The organism is Mesorhizobium sp. LNJC405B00 (assembly GCF_000502615.1).
Classification (GTDB): Bacteria; Pseudomonadota; Alphaproteobacteria; order Rhizobiales; family Rhizobiaceae; genus Mesorhizobium.
Window position 1 is genome coordinate 435,849 of sequence record NZ_AYWC01000003.1, and the last position, 18,573, is coordinate 454,421.

Annotated in this window: 15 protein-coding genes; 3 read left to right on the forward strand and 12 right to left on the reverse strand. The window is 65.6% G+C overall.

Annotated features, from left to right (window positions below; all coding sequences use genetic code 11):
* The 5 genes from tssE to tssA are packed head-to-tail and all read right to left on the reverse strand — an operon-like array spanning position 1 to position 4,475.
* Complete coding sequence (gene tssE, locus X756_RS156730; RefSeq protein ID WP_023729250.1) at positions 1-756, reverse strand: type VI secretion system baseplate subunit TssE; 756 nt, start codon at positions 754-756, stop codon at positions 1-3.
* Positions 743-1,192, reverse strand: coding sequence for an Hcp family type VI secretion system effector (locus tag X756_RS156725; protein ID WP_023673716.1), 450 nt, complete (start codon positions 1,190-1,192; stop codon positions 743-745). Before X756_RS156725 ends, tssE begins: the two co-directional genes overlap by 14 nt.
* A gap of 52 nt (positions 1,193-1,244) precedes the next feature.
* The gene (gene tssC / locus X756_RS156720; protein ID WP_023682611.1) at positions 1,245-2,750 is read right to left on the reverse strand and encodes a type VI secretion system contractile sheath large subunit; all 1,506 of its coding nucleotides are present in this window, start codon (positions 2,748-2,750) and stop codon (positions 1,245-1,247) included.
* Positions 2,751-2,753: 3 nt separating this feature from the next.
* Entirely contained in the window at positions 2,754-3,290 is a 537-nt protein-coding gene (gene tssB / locus X756_RS156715) for a type VI secretion system contractile sheath small subunit (RefSeq protein WP_023729251.1), read from the reverse strand.
* Positions 3,291-3,296: 6 nt separating this feature from the next.
* Positions 3,297-4,475 (reverse strand): type VI secretion system protein TssA, encoded by a 1,179-nt coding sequence (tssA, locus tag X756_RS156710; protein WP_023729252.1) that lies wholly within the window; start codon positions 4,473-4,475, stop codon positions 3,297-3,299.
* 324 nt (positions 4,476-4,799) lie between these two features.
* Here tssA and tssH point away from each other — a divergent pair, with 324 nt between their 5' ends.
* Positions 4,800-7,574 (forward strand): type VI secretion system ATPase TssH, encoded by a 2,775-nt coding sequence (gene tssH, locus X756_RS156705; RefSeq protein WP_023729253.1) that lies wholly within the window; start codon positions 4,800-4,802, stop codon positions 7,572-7,574.
* Here the strand turns inward: tssH and X756_RS156700 are convergent, their stop codons facing one another.
* The 6 genes from X756_RS156700 to X756_RS156680 form a co-directional block, all read right to left on the reverse strand.
* Positions 7,575-8,810 (reverse strand): VWA domain-containing protein, encoded by a 1,236-nt coding sequence (locus tag X756_RS156700; protein ID WP_023704819.1) that lies wholly within the window; start codon positions 8,808-8,810, stop codon positions 7,575-7,577.
* 2 nt (positions 8,811-8,812) lie between these two features.
* Complete coding sequence (locus tag X756_RS156695; RefSeq protein WP_023729254.1) at positions 8,813-11,065, reverse strand: DUF5682 family protein; 2,253 nt, start codon at positions 11,063-11,065, stop codon at positions 8,813-8,815.
* 4 nt (positions 11,066-11,069) lie between these two features.
* Positions 11,070-12,149, reverse strand: a complete 1,080-nt coding sequence (locus tag X756_RS156690; RefSeq protein WP_023673899.1) for an AAA family ATPase — start codon at positions 12,147-12,149, stop codon at positions 11,070-11,072.
* A 19-nt stretch (positions 12,150-12,168) separates the two neighbouring features.
* Entirely contained in the window at positions 12,169-13,602 is a 1,434-nt protein-coding gene (locus X756_RS20615) for a DUF5691 domain-containing protein (protein ID WP_023729255.1), read from the reverse strand.
* Positions 13,599-15,002, reverse strand: coding sequence for an SWIM zinc finger family protein (locus tag X756_RS156685; RefSeq protein ID WP_023729256.1), 1,404 nt, complete (start codon positions 15,000-15,002; stop codon positions 13,599-13,601). Before X756_RS156685 ends, X756_RS20615 begins: the two co-directional genes overlap by 4 nt.
* A 98-nt stretch (positions 15,003-15,100) precedes the next feature.
* Positions 15,101-15,640, reverse strand: coding sequence for an Lrp/AsnC family transcriptional regulator (locus X756_RS156680; protein ID WP_023687041.1), 540 nt, complete (start codon positions 15,638-15,640; stop codon positions 15,101-15,103).
* 48 nt (positions 15,641-15,688) lie between these two features.
* Between X756_RS156680 and X756_RS156675 the strand changes: the two genes are divergently transcribed.
* A complete protein-coding gene (locus X756_RS156675; protein WP_023729257.1) occupies positions 15,689-16,897 on the forward strand; it encodes an MFS transporter in 1,209 nt (402 codons plus the stop codon).
* Positions 16,898-16,927: 30 nt separating this feature from the next.
* On the forward strand, positions 16,928-17,347 hold the full coding sequence (locus tag X756_RS156670) for a GNAT family N-acetyltransferase (RefSeq protein WP_023726346.1): 420 nt from the start codon (positions 16,928-16,930) through the stop codon (positions 17,345-17,347).
* On the opposite strand, the gene X756_RS156665 is transcribed toward X756_RS156670, so the two are convergent.
* Positions 17,344-18,459, reverse strand: coding sequence for an anhydro-N-acetylmuramic acid kinase (locus X756_RS156665; protein WP_023709949.1), 1,116 nt, complete (start codon positions 18,457-18,459; stop codon positions 17,344-17,346). The two genes, X756_RS156670 and X756_RS156665, sit on opposite strands and share 4 nt — an antisense overlap.
* Positions 18,460-18,573 lie beyond the last annotated feature (114 nt).

The window sequence follows — 18,573 nt, forward strand, 5'->3', positions numbered from 1 at the left end:
TCAGGCTTCCCTGAACTCGGTGCGCGCCAGTCCGTTGTCGAGATTGATCGTCGTGCGCAGGCGCATGCGCTCGGGCGTCGGCGTCATGATCAGCACGGCGTCGATCTCGATCTTCAGGCCGGTCTTGTCGCCGAGGTTGACCGTGACTTTCGTCGCGCTCTCCTTCAGCCGCGGCTCGAATGCGGCGAGCACGGCGCGGATTTCGCGTGCCAGAACATCGCGATCGAAGTCGCGCGACGAACGGCCGGAGAAGGACGGTACGCCATAATTGACGACGCTGCGGCGCACCTCCGGAAAGTCGGCCAGCGATGTCGGACTGTCTGTCATCTGCTCGGCCTCGAGATCGGATAAAAGCGGCGCGGACTCGAAGCGCTCGGTGTTGAACAACGCCTCGATGTCGCGCCGCACGGCCTCGCGCAGCACGTCGGGCGATACCACGATGCCGCGGCTTTCGAGCTCGCCGCGGTGCCGGTTCTGAAACGCCAGCCGGTGCAGCCGGCGCTTCTGATCGGGGTTCAATGCGTTATCGGCGTCGATGCGCCTCGGTCCGTCTGCCAGCAGCTCGTCCAGGCGCTCTGCGCCAAGCTCCTCCTGCAGAGCCTGCCTGAGCCCGTCTATCTCCGAGCTCAGGCCCGGCAGATCGTTGACGAGGCGGTCCCACAGCGAAGGCTGTACCGCCTCGCGCTTGGCCCGTGAACCGCCCGCCTGTACCTTGTCGGCGGCAGGGCGCTTTGCTCGCCCCTCACTTGCCGACATAGACATCCATTTCGGCTTCGTCATTGTCGTCATAGACGAACTTGATCTTCTTGTAGGCGAAGGAGACTTCCTCCTGGATCAGGTCGGCTTCATCATCGGCCTGCGACATGTCGTATTCCATGATCGAGGCGTCGGTCAGGGTAACGACCAGATAGTCCTTGCTCTCGCCGTCGATGGTCCGCCGCGCGGAGAATTTGACCTCGTCCAGCGCCTTGTTTTCGAACAGGGCCTTGGCCAGATAGGGTGAGGCCTTGTCATAGTGCTTGGTGAACTTGATCATGCCCATCGACACGCGGCCTCGGCGCGAGAGGGAATTGGGGTCGTAGGGCGCGACCATCTTGTAATCGACGCCATGGATTTCGATCTCGTCGTCATGGCCGTCGCGTGTGCTAGGCCCCTTGATATCCGGAACTTTCAGAAAACCGTCGATCTTCATTGTGGGCATTTTCGTTCTCCACCGCTTTCAAACAAAGGTTTGGTTGCTGCAATCAGGTCTTCACGGACGGCAATTCCGACACCAGCCTGAGCGAGGCGTTGATGCCCTCCAGCTGGTAGTGCGGGCGCAGATAGAAGCGGGCATTGTAGTAGCCCGGCCGGCCCTCCACGCTGTCGACCTGCACCTCGGCGGCGGCAAGCGGACGCTTGGCGCGTGCCTTGTCGTCGGCGAAGGCCGGGTTGGCCAGCACGTACCGGTTGATCCATTCGGTCAACCAGATCTGCATGTCGGTGCGTTCCTTGAACGAGCCGACCTTGTCGCGCGCAATCGCCTTGAGGTAGTGGGCGAAGCGCGAGACCGGGAACAGATAGGGCAGGTTGGCTGAGAGCCGCTCGTTGGATTGGGCGTCGGGGTCGACCAGGCGGCCCGCCCGCGTCTCGTCATCCTGCAGCGAATGGGCGCCGATAAAGGCCGCGAGATCGGTGTTCTTGCGGTGCAGGATCGGCATCAGCCCGAGCTTGGCCAGTTCCGCCTCGCGCCGGTCGTCGATGGCGACTTCCGTCGGGCATTTCATCGCGATCGAGCCGTCATCGGTCGGGAAGGAGTGCACCGGCAGGTTAAGCACAGTGCCGCCATTTTCGACGCCGCGGATCTGGGTGCCCCAGCCATAGAGCTTGTGGCTGCGGTTGATGTTGACGCCCATCGGGAAGGCAGCGTTCATCCAGACATATTTGTTGTGATCGCCCTGCACTTCCTCCTCGAAGGAGAAGCCCTTGACCGGGACTGTCTCCGAGCCGTAGGGCAGCCGCGCCAGCACGCGCGGCATGGTCAGCCCGATATAGCGCGCATCCTCGCTCTCGCGCAGCGATTGCCACGAGGCGTAGGCCGGGTTGGAGACGATCTGCTGCAGGTCCTGCGGGTTGGGCAGTTCCTGCCAGCTGTCCATGCGGAACAGCCGTGGCGAGGCGGCGGCGATGAACGGCGTGTGCGCCGAGGCGCAGATGCCGGAGATGTTGCGCAACAGGCCGACGTCGCGCGGGTGGTTGGAGAACTCGTAGGCGCCGATGACGCAGCCGATCGGTTCGCCGCCGAGCATCGAATACTCGTCGGTGTAGACCTTCTTGAAGATCGGGCTCTGGTCCCACATCTGCCCTTCATAGTCTTCGAGCGTATCGGCCAGCTGCTCCTTGGAAATGTTCATCACCCGGATCTTCAGCTTCTGATCCGTCTCGGTGTTATTGATGAGATACCAGAGGCCGCGCCAGGTGCCTTCCATCTGCCGCACTTCCGGCGCGTGCAGGATTTCGTTGACCTGGGTCGTCAGCATCTTGTCGATGCCGGCGATCAACGACTTGATCGACTTGATCGAGTTGGACGAAATCGTCGTCGTCTCGGAGCGCGACTGCGCCGCCAGCGCCAGGTTGCGAACCAGCTGCTGCAGCTTCTCGCTGTCGTCCTTCTTGACCTTGAAGTCCTTCTCCAAGAGCTGGCTGAATTCGCCGAGATCGACGGCCTCGGCCTCGGCGACGGATGCTGCGGTCTTTTGCTGTTCGGCCATGATCTATTCCTCACCCTTGTCGTCGGACAGCGCCCGGGCGGCGATCTGGCCAAGCAGCGGCTGGTTGTTCAGCAATTGGGCGATGCGCTTTTCGGCATCGACGCGGCCGTCCATGAAGCCGAGCAGCTCCTCGAGCTGGCGCCGCATCTTGAGGATTTCGGCCAGTTGCGGGACCTGTTCGGCGATCTTGTCGGGGGCGAAATCGCCCATCTTGGTGAAGGTCAGGTCGAGCGCCAGTTCTTCGTCGCGCTCCTGTCCCTCGGCCTGCGGCAGCGTGTTCTTCACCCGCGCCTTGACCCTGGGTCCCAGCGCTTCCATGAATTTGGGGAAGCGGTTGGCATCGGTCTCGACAAAGGAACGGTCGAGCACCGTCTTGGACGCTTCCCTGGTCTGCGATGCGCCCGACAGGTCGGCCATCACGCCCATGACGAACGGCAGTTCGATCGTCGTCGGGCTGCCGTAGGTTTCGACATCGTAGGCGATCTGCACGCGCGGGGCGCGATTTCGCTCGATGACCTTCGCTTTGCTTTCGGCTGGCATGTGTTGCTACCTTTCATCCTTCTGGGCAGTCTTCTTGGCGTCGGGAACGCCGGCGAGCAGCCGGAATTCCTTGAGCCCCGACGGGGCGAGGTCTTCCATCAGTTCAACGAAATCCATGTGCACCATCCTGCGCACCCGGCGGGCGAGATGCGGGATCGGACTCGACGGCTCGGTGCGGTCGTAGAACGCGACCACAAGGTCGAGGCACTTCACCACATCGTCGCGCGAGGAAATCCTGTCCGGGAGCCCCGCACCGGTCTCCGCGTAGCTTGCCATCGTCTCGGCTCCATGACCGTTTCTGACCGGCGCGGCCGGGCTTGCCGGGGGAGCAGCCGGGCTGGCAGCCCCCTTCGTCGCTGCCTCTTCCGTGGTCTCGACCGCCGTGTTGCGTTCCAGCGTCGTCAGCACGCGCTGCAAAAACCGCTTCAGGTCCGGGACGGCAGCCCCGTTGCTGTCGAGGCGGGCATTCAGCGCCGCATCGACTGCGTCGAGCGCCTCGATCGCTGCGTGCGCCCCGGCGATGAGCGCTGTCATCTGTTCACCGGCCTGGTCCTGATGGGCGGCACAACCGCTGCCCACCCGGTTCAGGAGCTGTCCGTGCGCGCTGACCAGCGCTGCCTTCTCCGTGGCATTCAATCCCGACGCCGCTTCCTGAAGCATGACGCGATCGTCGAGCGCACCCTGTTCGAGATCGCGTCCGCTGATCGGCCCGATGGGACGCGGCGCGAAGAAGACCATCTGCCTGAGGTTCGCCAGCAGGCCTTCCTGGCCGTTCTGCAGGTCGGCCAGCGCGTTGAGGCGGCGCAGGGCGGCGTCGCGCGGCTGGCCGCCGGGACGCAGCGCCGGGTGCATCGTCTCCCAATGCGTCTCGAAGGTCCTTGCAATCAGGGTCAGGCCCTGTGCCAGTCCGGCCAATCCCTCTTCATTGGCCAGCGCCCGGGCGACAATGACAAGCAGGCGCAGGTCGCGGCCATGCGAACGCAACTCCTCGGCCTTGCCGAGCACGGCAGGCCAGTCGACCGGAATGGTCGATTGCGCGGCTGGCTTATTGCGCCCGTCATGGACGACCTTGACCTGCGGCTCCGTGAGCCGCTCCAGCTCATGAAAAGCCGGATCGTTGCGCAAGTCTTCGCCTGACGGATTTTCACCGTCCAGCGGAGCAAGCCAGAGTGCGAGATCGATCACAGATACCCCCGGCGACCGGCTCTAAAACCGTACGTGACCCAACGTTAGCACACGGTTGCATATTCCCACAATTCGCCATCCGCTCAAAAGTTAACGAGCGCTAATGAATGTCGGTGCAACTGCGTCTCGGATGGCGCAATTCATGGCGCGCCTGCCCGACCTCGTATGTGAAGCGCATCGCATAGGATTATAAAAAATCGTGGTTGTCTGCATTTGGCGGCGCGGGACTCTCCACAAAGGGAAAAGGCCGGCTGCATTAAGCGCTTTGTCAAGCGGCTGCTTATGTGGCAGGCTGTCGACGGGCAGATTGCAGGAGCACGTTCGATGGAACAGCGCCGGTCGTCGCAGGGGTTCAAACGCAAGGAACTGGTTGGCAAGCTTAATCCGGTCTGCCTGCGCGCCTTCAAGGCCGCCGCCGACAGCGCCAAGCTGCGCGGCAATCCTTACGTCGAACTCGTCCATTTCATAGAACAACTGGTGCTGTCCGAGCGTTCGGATGTGCAGATGATCATTGCCGATGCCGGCGTCGATGCCAGCCGGCTTACCAGCGAAATGACCCGCGCCGTCGACAAGCTGCCCTACGGCGCCACCTCGATCGAGGAATTTTCCGACCACATTTTCCACGCCATCCAGGAAGCCTGGAACCTGGCGACGCTGGAATTTGGCATGGAGGAGGTCCGCAGCGCCCATATCGTGCTCGCCTGCCTGAAGACGCCGGTGCTGGAAGGCCTGATGGCGAAGATCAGCGGCGAATTCGACAAGATCGACGCCGACGGGGTCATCGCCCGCTTTGCCGAGGTGGTGGAGGGCTCGCTCGAAGCCGGCGCCATGGCAGCAGTGGCTCCCACCGCGGAGGCGCCGCGGCGCGCTCCGGGCGGGGATTCGGCGCTGGCCAAATACGCCACCGACCTCACCCAGCGCGCCCATGACGGCAAGATCGACCCGGTCGTCGGCCGCGACCCGGAGATCCGGCAGATCATCGATATCCTGATGCGCCGCCGGCAGAACAACCCGATCCTGACCGGCGAGGCCGGTGTCGGCAAGACCGCGGTGGTCGAGGGCTTTGCCTTGCGCATCGCCCAGGGCGACGTGCCGCCGCCGCTGCAAGGCATCAGCGTGCGCATGCTCGACGTCGGCCTGATGCAGGCCGGCGCCAGCGTCAAGGGCGAGTTCGAGAAGCGCCTGAAGGCGGTGATCGACGAAGTTCAGTCATCCGAGACGCCGGTCATCCTGTTCATCGACGAGGCGCACACGCTGATCGGCGCCGGCGGCGCGGCGGGAACCGGCGATGCCGCCAATCTCTTGAAGCCGGCGCTGGCGCGCGGCGAACTGCGCACCATCGCGGCAACGACCTGGGCCGAGTACAAGCAGCACATCGAAAAGGACCCGGCGCTGACCCGCCGTTTCCAGGTGGTCAAGATCGACGAGCCGTCGGAAGCGGTCGCCGTGCTCATGCTGCGCGGTGTAGCCGGCGTGCTCGAACAGCATCACGAAGTGCAGATCCTGGACGAGGCGATCGAGGCGGCGGTCGGCCTGTCGCATCGCTACATCCCGGCGCGGCAATTGCCCGACAAGGCGGTCAGCCTGCTCGACACCGCTTGCGCCAGGGTCGCGATCTCGCAGCATGCGACGCCGGCCGAAGTAGAGGACATTTTGCGGCGCCGCGAGGCGCTGGAAGTCGAAAGCGGCATCATCGGCCGCGAGGCAGCGATCGGCATCGAAGTAACTGACCGGCAGGCGCGGGTCGAGGCCGGGCTCACTGAGACGGGGACCATGCTCGCCGCCGCCGAGGAGCGCTGGGAGCGCGAAAAGGCGCTGGTTGCCGAGATCCTCGAACTGCGCGCGCGGCTGCGCGGCGACGGCGTCCCGCTCGATGCGGTGGCGACAGCTGAGGCCGATGCCGAACCGGCAGCGCCGGACGAAGAAAAGACCAAGGTGCCCAAGGCCGAGACGCCCAAGGCCGAAACGTCCGAGACCGAAGCGCCGGCGGCCGAAGCTGCGCCGTCAGATCCTGTCGCCGATCTGGCGCGGCTGCGTGAACTCATGGCCGAGCTTGCCACCGCGCAAGGCGAGACGCCGCTGATCCTGCCGTTGGTCGACCGCAATGCGGTCGCTGCCGTGGTCCAGGACTGGACCGGCATCCCGACGGGACGGATGCTGTCCAGCCAGACCGAAAAGGCGCTCAAGCTGGCCACCACGCTGTCCGAACGTGTCGTCGGCCAGGATCACGCCATGGAGATGATTGCCAAGCGCGTGCAGACCAGCCGCGCCGGGCTCGGAGCGCCGGAAAAGCCGGTCGGCGTGTTCCTGCTCTGCGGCCCCTCAGGTGTCGGCAAGACCGAGACGGCCCTGGCGCTGGCCGAGACGCTCTATGGCGGCGAGCAGAACCTGATCTCGATCAACATGTCCGAATTCCAGGAGGCGCACACCGTCTCGACGCTCAAGGGCGCACCGCCCGGCTATGTCGGCTACGGCAAGGGTGGCATTCTCACCGAGGCCGTGCGCCGAAAACCCTATTCGGTGATCCTGCTCGACGAGGTCGAGAAGGCCCATCCCGACGTCCACGAGATCTTTTTCCAGGTCTTCGACAAGGGCATGATGGATGACAGCGAGGGAAGGCGCATCGACTTCAAGAACACGCTGATCCTGCTGACGTCCAATGTCGGCTCCGAAGTCATCATGGAGCGGACCGGCAACGGCACGGTGAGGGCAGGGCTCGACGGCCTCGATGCTGCACTGCGCGCTCCACTGCTGAAGGTGTTTCCAGCGGCCTTCCTCGGCCGCGTCGTGACCATCCCTTACTATCCGCTCTCGGATTCGATGATCGAGGCCATCACCCGCCATCAGTTCGGCAAGATCGCGCGGCGGCTGCGCGCCAGCCACGACGCCGAACTGGTGATCGGCGACGGCGTCATGGCGCTGGTCAAGGCGCGCTGCACCGAAATCGAGTCTGGTGGCCGCATGATCGACGCCATCCTCACCAACACGCTGTTGCCGGAACTCAGCCGCGGCGTGCTGAACCGGTCGCTCGACGGCGAGAAGATGACCAAGGTGACCGTCAGCGCTTCCACTGACGGGTTTGCCTATTCGTTCGAATAGTCAGGCCTGACTGCTCGGCTCCGTCTCGGCGCGGATCAGCTTTATGTCGGCGCCGGCTGCCCAGGCGCCGATATCCTCGCGCCGCAACGCCGCCGCCATCATGTCGGGAAACAGGTCCGGCGTGCAGGCGAAGACCGGTATGCCAAGTGCCGCGACCGAAGCCGACATCGCCTGATCATAGCCCGGCCGGCCCTGATCGGTCAGCGCCAACAGCACGATGACATTGACGCCGGACCGGACCAGCGCCGCAAGCCGCCGCAGCAAGTCCTGGCCGTTGCCGCCCTCATAGAGGTCGGTGATCAGCACGAAGTGGGATTTGGTCGGCCGCTCGATGCGGTCGGCGCAATAGGCGACCGCCTGGTTGATGTCGGTGCCGCCGCCGAGCTGCACGCCAAACAGCACCTCGACCGGGTCGCTGAGCTCTTCGGTCAGGTCGACGATGGCCGTGTCGAAACAGACCAGCTTGGTGCGCACGACCGGCAGCGACGCCATCACCGCGGCGAAAATCGAGGCGTAGATCACCGAGCTCGCCATCGAGCCGGACTGGTCGACGCACAGCACCACTTCGTCGAGATCGACCAGCCGGCGTTGCTTGCGCATGAAGCCGACCAGTTTTTCCGGCACGACGGTTTTGTGCTCAGGCTGGTAGTGGCGAAGATTGGCCGAGATGGTGCGCGGCCAGTCGATGTCGCGTTGGCGCGGCCGGTTGGTGCGTCGCGACTTGTCGAGCGCGCCACGGATCGCCTCGGCGGTCTTCTGCTCCAGCCGCTGCATCAGCTTGGCAACGATGTCGGCGATAATGGTGCGGGCGATGTCCTTGGTCTTGGCCGGCATCACCGAACGCAGCGAGATCAGGTCGGCGACGAGGTTGACGTCGGCCTCGATCGCCTTGAGGAATTCCGGCTCCATCAGCATCTGCTTCAGGTTCAGCCGCTCAAAGGCATCCTTCTGGACGATCTGGACTACCTGGGCGGGAAAGAAGGAGCGGATATCGCCCATCCATTGCGCCACGCGTGGCGCCGAGCGGCCGAGCCCGCCGCGCCGCTTGCGCGGGTCGGCATCCGCATTGGCGCCGTCGCCGTAAAGCGCATCGAGCGCCGAAGACAGTTTTTTGTCATCACTGGAAAGGGCGGAGGAAGCCTCGTCATCGGCGCCGATCGCCAGCCGCCAGCGGCGCTCGCGCCCGCTATCGGAGGATGCTGGGCCGGGTTCGGGCACTTCGGCTTCGTCATCCATTGTCACACTCCGCCCGCCAGCAATGGCCCAAGCCGCTCCAGGTGACGGCGCCAGCCCTCGCCGCCATCCGGCGCCGGCGTCAGGCCGGCCGGCAACCTTGCGGTGCGGCCGAGCACGGCCTCGATCAACCGCCGCCGCTCCATCGAGTCCAGATTGGAGAAGACGCGGCGCAGCAATGGCAGATGCGCGATGAAAGCGTCCTCGTCGAGCGATTTCAGCCACCCATCGACGGCGCCGCGCAGGCCCTCGTCGTAGATCAGCCGCTGGCCGGCAGTGCTGAAGAAACCTTCGAAGAACCCCGCTGCCTGGGCGACCGGCGTCCCCGGCGACAGCCTGCGTCCGAGCAGCCCGGCGGCGTCCTCTGCCGACAGTTGGCCGGCTTCATAGAGCAGATGCGCGGCGCAGCCGGCGAGCAGCGCCGTCGAGCCCGGACCTTCCAGCACGCCGGTCAGGCCGTTGCGCCATGCATCGAGCACGCCTTCGCCGGGCTCGACCAGCCGGATCGCCGTGTCGGCCTTGCGCACAGCACCGACCAGCGTGGTGGCGGCCTGCTCGTCCAGGTCGCGCACCGCATAGGGCAGCGCGATCGCGCCCTCGACGATCAACCGTTCCAACAAACCGGACAGCCGGTTGGTTTCGGTCTTGCGCGCCTCGCCGTAACGGATGATGTCGGCAAGCGGCGGCACCGAGGCCAGCATCTCCAGGCATTCGCTGCTGTGCGCTGCGCGCGCCTCCAACGCTACAAGGCCGGCGCTCGCGGCCTCCGACAGATCCGCGGTAATGGCGCTCTGGACAAGGGCGGCAAGCGTGTCGAGGCTCGCGGCCGCACCGAGCATCTGGATCAGGCGGCCATTGGCGGCCTTTTCGATAGTCGGGCCGTAGATCAGGTTCTCGACCAGGCGCACGGCATATTCCGGCTCCCAGGCCAGCGTCCATTTTTCGCGAAAGGTGCCGCGGCTGCGGCCGGCGTCGGCCAGCCTGCCCCATTGCACGCCAAGCACGTCCAGCCGGTGCAGCAATGTCGAACGAAACAGTCCGCTTTCGCTGCGCAGATCGACCGACAGCTCGCGTTCCAGCGCCTCCGGCTTCAGCCGCGCCGCCTTCTGGTTGCGCTGCAGGTCCTCGATCAGCGGCGCCAGCGGCGTGTCGGGCGGAATCTCGCCGACATCCGCGCCCAAAAGCAGCTCGGCCTCGACCAGCGCCCACAGCACCGCTTCGCCGTTGAACAGCGCCGCGATCGCGGCATCGCGCAATTCCTCGAAGCCGGGCTTCGGCCGCTCGCGAATGGCAGCCAGTGTGCGCGCAAGCCGCTCGGCCTCGATCAGCGACGCGGTCGACACCAGATGGCCCTTCGCCCGCAGCACCGCCGCGATCGTCGCCAGCCACAGCGTCGCGGCGTCGCGCCGCCCTCGTGTGCGCCACAGATGCTTGCACCAGCCGGGCGCGACGACGCCAGCGCCATAACCATAGCCCAGCGCAAGACGCGGCCCGGTCCATGGCGCCCATGTCATGATGCTTTTGCGCCGGGCAATTCCCTTGATCAGCGCCTGGTCGTTCTTCTGCGTGTGCGCGGCCTGCAGGGCCGGCACATGCCATGCGCCGCAGACGACGGCGATCGGTCCGGCGAATTCCTTGCGCGCGGCGGCGATTTCCAATCGCATATGCGCTTCACGCTTGGCCTCGAACGGCGCGATCGCACCTTCGCCGTCGCGCAGCGTCGTCATCGCATCGGTGATGGCAGCGAAGATTGGACCCGGCTGCGGATTCTGCTCGATAATGTCGGCCCACCAGCTTTCGCCATCTTCATAGCCGGCGGCCGCAGCCAGCGTGCCGATCGGGTCGCGATGCGATGCGGGCTCGCCATCCTCACCGGTTTCGTCCTTGGGTTCGGGCTTGTCGGCGTCAGCCGTTTTGTCGGGGTCGTCGGTTGCCGGTGCGGCGAACCGTGCCGATGACGGCAGGTCGATGAACCGCAATGCCGCCTTGTTCGCCACCGCCCACACCGCCGCCTGGTATTCCGGCGAGAACTCGGCGAACGGCCAGAAACTTGTCGCGGCCGGATCGTCCTCGGGGTAGCAGAGCAGCGCCACCGGCGGCTGCATCTGCGGGCGCGCCAGCAATGGCAGCAGGGCGGACGCGTCGCTCGGCCCTTCGATCAGCACCGCGACCGGCTGCAAGTCCCGCAGCGCCTGCACCAGGCTGTCGGCGGAGCCCGGCCCGTGATGGCGGATGCCGAAATAGGCGACGTCGCTCATGACCTCAGATCGCTGCGTTCAGCGCCGCGTAATAGCCGGCATAGTCCGGCCGCTTCTTGAGCACCGTTTCGAGATATTCCTCCAGCACCACCTTGTCCTGCACCGGGTCCTTGACGATGGCGCCGACAAGGCTGGCGGCGAGGCCTTCGGCGCCGAGCTTGCCGCTGTCGAACCACGCCGCCTGGCTGAGGCCGCCGACCATGGTGGCGATCGCCTCGGCTGTCGAGAGCGAACCCGAAGGCGTCTTCAGCGTCACCTTGCCGTCGGCGGTTGCGCCCGAGCGCAGCTCGCGGAAAATGGTCAACACTCGAGCGATCTCCTCGCCGACATTTTTCGGCACCGGCAGGTCGAGCCCGCCGGCCATCTCGTCGACCCGCTTGGAGACGATCGCCACCTCTTCCGCCATGTCCTCGGGCAGCGGCAGCACCACCACATTGAAGCGGCGTTTCAGCGCCGAGGACAGCTCGTTGACGCCCTTGTCGCGGTTGTTGGCGGTGGCGATGATGTTGAAGCCGCGCTGGGCATAGAGCGAGGTGTTGAGTTCCGGGATCGGCATCATCTTTTCCGACAGCACGGTGATCAGCGTATCCTGTACATCGGAGCCCATGCGCGTCAACTCTTCCAGGCGGCATAGCTTGCCGCTCTCCATGGCGCGGTAGAGCGGCGTCGGCACCAGCGCCTCCTGGCTCGGCCCTTTGGCCAAAAGCTGCGCATAGTTCCAGCCGTAGCGGACCTGGTTCTCGTCGGTACCGGCCGTGCACTGCACGATCAGCGTGGAATTGCCCATGATGGCGGCGGCGAGATGTTCCGACACCCAGGATTTTGCGGTGCCGGGAACACCGAGCAGCAGCAGCGCGCGGTCCGTGGCGAGTGTCGCCACCGCCGTTTCCATCAGCCGGCGGCGGCCGACATATTTTGGCGATATCACGGTGCCGTCGCTTGCCTTGCCGCCGAGCAGGTAGGTCAGAACGGCCTTTGGCGACAGGCTCCATCCCGCAGGTTTTTGCTTGTCGTCATTGCGCGCCAGCGCCTGCAGTTCAGCGGCATAGGCCTGCTCGACGGGGAGGCGGATGGCTGCGTTCATGGTGCTGTTCTCCGGATTGTCATGGGTTGGTTCCCGTCAGGGCCGCGTTGAGGCGCAGGAAAGCGAGCGAGGCTGCCGCCGGCGGCATGCCGGCCGCAACGACATGCTCGATCAATTTTTCCGCTGTCGCCGCAGTGGCCAGAAAGCCTATCGTTTCCAGGGCGTGGTCCGCGCTTCGCTTCGCGGGCTCGTCGTTTCCCGCAACCATGGTGCGCAGTGCCGACAGCGCCTTGCCATTTGTCAAATCGTCCCATTCAAGCCAACTCGCTTCGGCGCCTTCGACCAAGTTGAGCGCTTCAAGATTTTGAGCGTCCTTCAGGATCCGCCTGATCAGGTTCCGCTTCCTGCCGCTGTCCAAACGCAACATGAGGTGGAAGACAAACAATGCCGACTTGCCACCTTCGGCGACAAGCGTATCCGCCAACAGCGCCACCGTGGCATCGCTGCCGGACACGGCGACCATCCGAACGAGAGACAGATCCGCTCTGTCATCGGCACCGAATTGCCATGCCCCGATGAAATCGGACTCTGTTTTGCCGAAATGCGCCGCAAGATCGACCAGGTAACAGCTTGCGAACAGGTCGACGCGACGACTTTCTTGCGCAGCCGATTTGAGTTTTGCCGGCGTGTATGTGGTGCGGCGGCGGATGAAGCCGGATTTGCCTTCTGTGATGAAGGCGGCGAGTTCGGCAACGGGGTCGTCGGCTCCGTCGTTGCCCGGCCGGCCATGCTCGCCCAACCTTGCCAGCAGCCGGCCCGCCAGCTCCTGCACCTTGCCGGAGCGGTCGGTTGCCAGGCTTTTCAGGAATGGCGCGTCCGTGGGCGTCAGGTTGAAATGCATGAGTTCGATGAGCGCCAGCCGGACTTCAGCCGGCTCGCCCGTCGCCTTCGCTTCCATCAGGCTGCGGGCCGTGGCCGGATCGCGACGGCGCATCTCGGCCAACGCGATACGGCGCGCGGCGGGGTAAAAGTCATCCCAGTTCTGCGCCGTCAGCTGCTCCTGCGGGGCAATCTTCAGCCCCTCGACGCTGGCCTGCCAGTCGATCCACGGCGCATAGATGTCAGGGCTGTTCTGGTCTGATGCCGACGGCATCCAGTCCATCGGATGCAGCACGTAGCCGCGGCTGGCGACGAGCGTCGCGACACGCGACTTGCGCTGCGCATCGGCGGCGTTCTTCAGGGCCGCCCGCAACAGCGGCCGCAACCGCTCCGGCAGCAGCGGCAGGCCAAGCCTCGGCAGCGGCGGGCGCCGCTTCAGCGACTTCGGCGCGGCTGGCCTTAAGCCCACATCGAGCGCCTGCGCCGCGATCGCCAGCAGACGTCGCTCCCGTTCGTCTGGGCTTGCGCCACCCGCGATCTCCTTCCATGCGGTTGGCGCCAGATCGAACGCGGTTCCGCCGGTGATCCAGCAGTCGCGCATCGTCGCCAGGCCGGTTAGTTCGAGCTCGTTCATGACAGATCGAGCCTCCCGAAGCCGCTTTGCGCGGCCAGCAGATCGAGCCGCGCGCCGTTCCAAAGCGCTGCCGTGGCCGCGAGGTCGAGGCCAAGCACGGTCTGATCGACGGTCCCGCTAACAGGCAGGGCGATCCCTTGCGGGTCGTGCGCCGCTTGCCACCAGGCGGTGCCGCGCTCATCGAGCAGGATCGCGCCGGCAGGCAGCATCAGCGGGCTATCGGTCGACCAGGGCGCTGCGTCCTGGTGCGCCGCATGCGCCGCGAGCGGGTCCTTGACAGCGTCGAGGCCGAAATCCGGCCAGGCGCCCGACACGACGTCGCCCTTGCGCTCCGCCACCAAGGCCCGCAGTGGCTGGCGCGACGGGTAGAATACCAGGCGGGCGTGGAACCGGTCACCGGGCGTGAACGCCGCCGAGCGGCGGCCGGCCGAAGCCGGAAAGAAATCGAGCAGCAGCCCAAACTGCGGCGTCGGGCTTTTCAGATCGAGCAGCCAGGTCGAATGGCTGACGAGACCGTCGCGGCGGGTCTCGATCTTCTCGCCGACGACCTCCCAATGGCTGTCGACCTGCTTCGCGTCGGGACTGGACAGAACCTGGTCGCGGGTTTCGGACGCCGACACCAGTCGCTTCAGCTCGGGATCGTCGGGCGCCGAGCGCCAGGCTTTGGCCAGCAGCACCAGCTTGCCGAGTTCGCGGATCGCCGCGTCCGGCCGTTCCTCGCTGCGCAGCGCCATTAGCCGGGCCGGGATTTCGTCGATGCGTCCCGCAAGCGCCGTCGCCTTCATGTCGACAAGCCGCGCCGCAATGCGGCGGCAGCGCTCGCTGCTGGCGTCGGCAAAGGCGGAAAGGCCGAGCCGCAGCTGGTCGGCAATCCACTGGTCGAGTTCGTCCAGCGCGCCTGCCACCGCGGTGCGCGTATCTTCCGCCCGCTTGCGCTGCGCCGTCTCGCGGCGCTCCGTCGCGGCGGCGTCATCGACGGTGCTTTCCTCTGCCTGCGAGGCCTCGCCAATGCTCTTGCCAGACGCGCCCCTGCCAGGCTTTGCGTCGACCGGCGGGGGCGCACTCTTCCTGCGCCGGCCAAGCCAGTCATTGACCCATTCCGGCGTTGTTTCGGCTGATGTGAAGCTGGCCGGCGCCGTGGCGGCGATCCACATCAGCGCCAGCGTGTGCTTGCAGGGAAATTTTCGCGACGGGCAGGTGCATTTGTAGCCGTGGTCGCCGGTGTCGACGACGGTGCGATAGGGGTTGGATCCCGAGCCCTGGCATTCGCCCCAGATCAGCGCCTGCTGCTCGTTCTTCTCCAGCCGCGGCCAGTTCGAGCGCTTGGTGAGCTTCGAGGCGGCGCTTAGCGACGCCTGATCGGGGGCCAGCGCCTCGATGGTTTTCAGTTCGAATTCCAAGCCGCGCCTCTCGTCACCCCAAATCAATGCCTGGCATCAATATAGGGTGCCGTTTGTGAAGGATTGTTGTGGCCCCGGCAAGACGAAGATAGCGCAGATCAGTACAGCGGCGTGGCCATATGCCGGGGCGTCGGCCATTGCGCCGTGATCTCGGGCTGCACAGGGCGCTCGAGATAGGTCGACAGCACGACATAGCTTCGCGTCGAGGTGACGCCGGGCGTTTCGTAGAGACGCGCCAGCAGGCCTTCGAGCGCCCTGGTGTCCTCGGTGCGGACCTTGAGAAGCATGCAGGTGTCGCCGGCCACCGAATGGATTTCCTCGACCTCAGGATATTGGGAGACGGCCATCAACTCCGGTGTCTTGCCCCAGCCCTTGGTATCGATATGCACGAAGGTGAGCAGCGGCTTCTTCACCGCCTTCGGGTCGATGATCACAGCCGTGCCGCGGATGGCGCCGCTGCGCCGCAGGCGCTTGACCCGCTCATGCGCCGCCGGCGGCGAAAGGCAGACGCGTTCGCCAAGTTCGGCGTAGCTGATCGTCGCATCCTCGACCAGCACGCCTAATATTTTTCGGTCGATTGCGTCGAGCTCGCGGGGAGCTACCTTGTTCTGCAGAACCCCATCTGTTTCTTCGTCCATATCGAAATTCCTTGTTGTCGCGGAATCCAGTTCGGCCATTATGACCCGATGACGAACGCGCATCAAGCTGCAACGCTCCATCAGCCGATCCCGGCGCTGGCCTACCTCCTGACCGGCTGCATCGCCGTCATCGGCTCGAACTCGCTGGTCCTGGGTCCAATTGCTCCGGCAGTCGCCGCATCCTTCGGCACCAGCGTGCCGGCGGTGATGGCCGCGTCGGCTGCCTTCGGTCTCGGCACCTCCGCCAGCGCTTTGTTTCTCGCCCGCTATATCGACGGCGTCGGCGCCCGCCGCATGCTGCAGGGCGCGCTGCTTCTTCTGGCGGTCGGGCTTCTCGCCAGCGCGCTGGCGCCGACGGTGATCATGCTGGTCGCGGCCCAGGCCGTCGCCGGCATCGCCGCCGGCGTCGCCATGCCGGCCATCTATGCCAGTGCAGCGGCAATTGCGCCGCCCGGCCGCGAAAGCGGCACGATCGGCGTCGTGCTGACCGGCTGGACGGTCTCCATGGTGGCCGGCGTGTCGCTGTCGGCCGTGCTTGCCGATCTCGTGCACTGGCGCGCCGTCTTCGCCGCCGTCGCGGTGCTTTCCGCCATTGCGCTTGCTGCCTTGTCGATGACCTCGCTCAGCGACGTCAGGAAGAGCGGCCCGGCGCCGTCGCCGTTCGTTGCGCTGGCCATTCCGGGCATCGTGCCGCTGCTCATCGCCTGCATCGCCTTCATGACCGCTTTTTACGGCGTCTACGGCTATCTCGGCGATCATCTGCACCAGGATCTGGGCGAGCCCGTCAGCGCCAATGCGCTGGCCGCACTCGCCTACGGCGCCGGCTTCGGCGCCGCGGCCTTCCTCGACGGCGTCATCGACCGCATCGGCGCACGGCGCGTCATGCCTTTCGCCTATCTGCTGGTCGCCGTCGTCTATGTCGCGATCGCGCTCGCAAGCAGCAATTTCGTGCTGATCCTGGCTATGATCGCCATCTGGGGCCTTGCCAATCATTTCGGCCTGAACGTGCTGGTGATGCGCCTTACCGCGCTCGATCCGTCGCGCCGTGGCACCATCATGGGCCTGAACAGCTCGGTCACCTACCTCGCCGTCTTCATCGGCACCACCAGCTTCGGGCCGCTTTATTCATCGTTCGGCTTTGCCATCTGCGCCATCGTCGCCGCCGTGCTGATGCTGGTTGCGGCAGCAGCGGGGTCATGGCGGTCGCCTCCGCCCATCAAGCCGCAAAGCTTGCGTCCTCATCCCGTCCTTCGCTAGAGCTTGGCTTGCCATGCGAGCCCCGCCCGGATGAAGACGACGCTTGAAACCACTGCCGACCCCTCGTCAGACGACCTCGCCTTCCTGGCCGAGCGGCTGACGGCGTTCAATGACGGCGATGTCGGCCCCTCCGGCCGCAAGCCGATCGCGGTCTTCGTTCGTGACGAGCACGGCGCTGTCGTCGCCGGCATTTCGGGATACACCGCCTGGGGCTGGCTCTATGTGCAATGGCTGTGGGTCGACGAACGCCTGCGCGGCCAGCATATGGCCGGCGACATGCTGGACGCTGCCGAGCGCGAAGCAGTCGCCCGGGGCTGCCAGAATGCCTGGATCGACACGTTCAATCCGACAGCGGCCAAAGTCTATGAGCGGCAAGGCTACCGGCGCTTCGGCGAACTGCCTGACTTTCCCACCGGCCGCAGCCGCATCTTCCTGCAGAAGAAGCTCTAACCTGCCAGCCGCCCGCCTTGCATCGGCCGCGGCACGCCGGTGGTGCTGGGAAAGCTGATCGGCAGGCCGCGCAGCACGCGCACGGCAAGGAAGGCAAAGCATTCGGCCTCCACCGCATCGCCTTTCCAGCCCAGTGTCTCGGCCTGCACAACCTCGACGTTGGCGCGCCTCGCCAGCATCGCCATCATCGTCGGGTTGCGGCGGCCGCCGCCACTGACCGCCAGCCGCTTCGGCCGGCGCGGCAACAAATCGAGCGCCTTGCCGACGGCCGAGACGGTGAAGGCCGTCAGCGTCGCCGCCCCATCCTCTGCGCCGAGGCCGTCGGCCATGGCGGCGCCGAAGTCGAAACGGTCGAGCGATTTCGGATAGGGCTTGGTCAGATACGGATGCTGGAGCAATTTGGCCAGCCGCACTTCATCGACGGTGCCGGCCGCGCCCAGTGCGCCGTCGCGGTCCATCTCGCCGAGGCCGTTTGCCTTGATGAAATCGTTGAGCGGCGCGTTGGCCGGGCCAGTGTCGAAGGCGACGATGTTGTCCTTGCCGTCCCACCAAGTGACGTTGCCGACACCGCCGAGATTGAGCACAGCGGTGTCCCCGCTGGCGTCGGCTTCCCTCAAAAGCGCCGCGTGGTAGGCAGCCGCCAGTGGTGCGCCCTGGCCGCCAGCGCGCACATCGTCCGAGCGGAAATCATAGGCGACCTTGGCGCCCAAAATGGAATGCATCAGCGCGCCATCGCCCAACTGGCGCGTATCGCCGCGCCGCCCGGGTTGCGGGGCACGATGCAGCACGGTTTGGCCGTGAAAACCGACCACGCCGATATCGCCCATGGTCAGGCCGTAGCTTTCGACAAGGTCCTTCACCGCCGCCGACTGCGCCCGCGTCAGCGCCTCCTCGGCTTCGGCAAAGATCGCCGGCTCCGGCCCGTCGAAATTCCACACCCGGGCCTGACGCAGCGTCTCCTCCAGCAAGGCACGGATCGCTGCGGGGTAGGGGGCCAGCGTATAGGTGCCGAAATCGGCGATCCGCTCGCCATCGGTCTTGATCAGCGCCACGTCGATATTGCCGTCAAGCACGGTGCCGGTCATCAGGCCGACGGCCCAGATTGGTTCCACGGTCGACTCCCTTGCGACACCGTTTGCGATTCCAACGCAATCACCTGTCGGACGGATTGTCTCGCCAGGCAAGACCCTGGCCGCGGTCGATTGCTCCGAACCTGCCGGCAGGGT

What these genes read in the sequence shown, in the direction of transcription:
- tssE (WP_023729250.1), bottom strand. Translation starts at nt 756, where the DNA reads ATGTCGGCAAGTGAGGGGCGAGCAAAGCGCCCTGCCGCCGACAAGGTA.
- X756_RS156725 (WP_023673716.1), bottom strand. Translation starts at nt 1,192, where the DNA reads ATGAAGATCGACGGTTTTCTGAAAGTTCCGGATATCAAGGGGCCTAGC.
- tssC (WP_023682611.1), bottom strand. Translation starts at nt 2,750, where the DNA reads ATGGCCGAACAGCAAAAGACCGCAGCATCCGTCGCCGAGGCCGAGGCC.
- tssB (WP_023729251.1), bottom strand. Translation starts at nt 3,290, where the DNA reads ATGCCAGCCGAAAGCAAAGCGAAGGTCATCGAGCGAAATCGCGCCCCG.
- tssH (WP_023729253.1), top strand. Translation starts at nt 4,800, where the DNA reads ATGGAACAGCGCCGGTCGTCGCAGGGGTTCAAACGCAAGGAACTGGTT.
- X756_RS156700 (WP_023704819.1), bottom strand. Translation starts at nt 8,810, where the DNA reads ATGGATGACGAAGCCGAAGTGCCCGAACCCGGCCCAGCATCCTCCGAT.
- X756_RS156695 (WP_023729254.1), bottom strand. Translation starts at nt 11,065, where the DNA reads ATGAGCGACGTCGCCTATTTCGGCATCCGCCATCACGGGCCGGGCTCC.
- X756_RS156690 (WP_023673899.1), bottom strand. Translation starts at nt 12,149, where the DNA reads ATGAACGCAGCCATCCGCCTCCCCGTCGAGCAGGCCTATGCCGCTGAA.
- X756_RS20615 (WP_023729255.1), bottom strand. Translation starts at nt 13,602, where the DNA reads ATGAACGAGCTCGAACTAACCGGCCTGGCGACGATGCGCGACTGCTGG.
- X756_RS156680 (WP_023687041.1), bottom strand. Translation starts at nt 15,640, where the DNA reads ATGGACGAAGAAACAGATGGGGTTCTGCAGAACAAGGTAGCTCCCCGC.
- X756_RS156675 (WP_023729257.1), top strand. Translation starts at nt 15,689, where the DNA reads ATGACGAACGCGCATCAAGCTGCAACGCTCCATCAGCCGATCCCGGCG.
- X756_RS156670 (WP_023726346.1), top strand. Translation starts at nt 16,928, where the DNA reads ATGAAGACGACGCTTGAAACCACTGCCGACCCCTCGTCAGACGACCTC.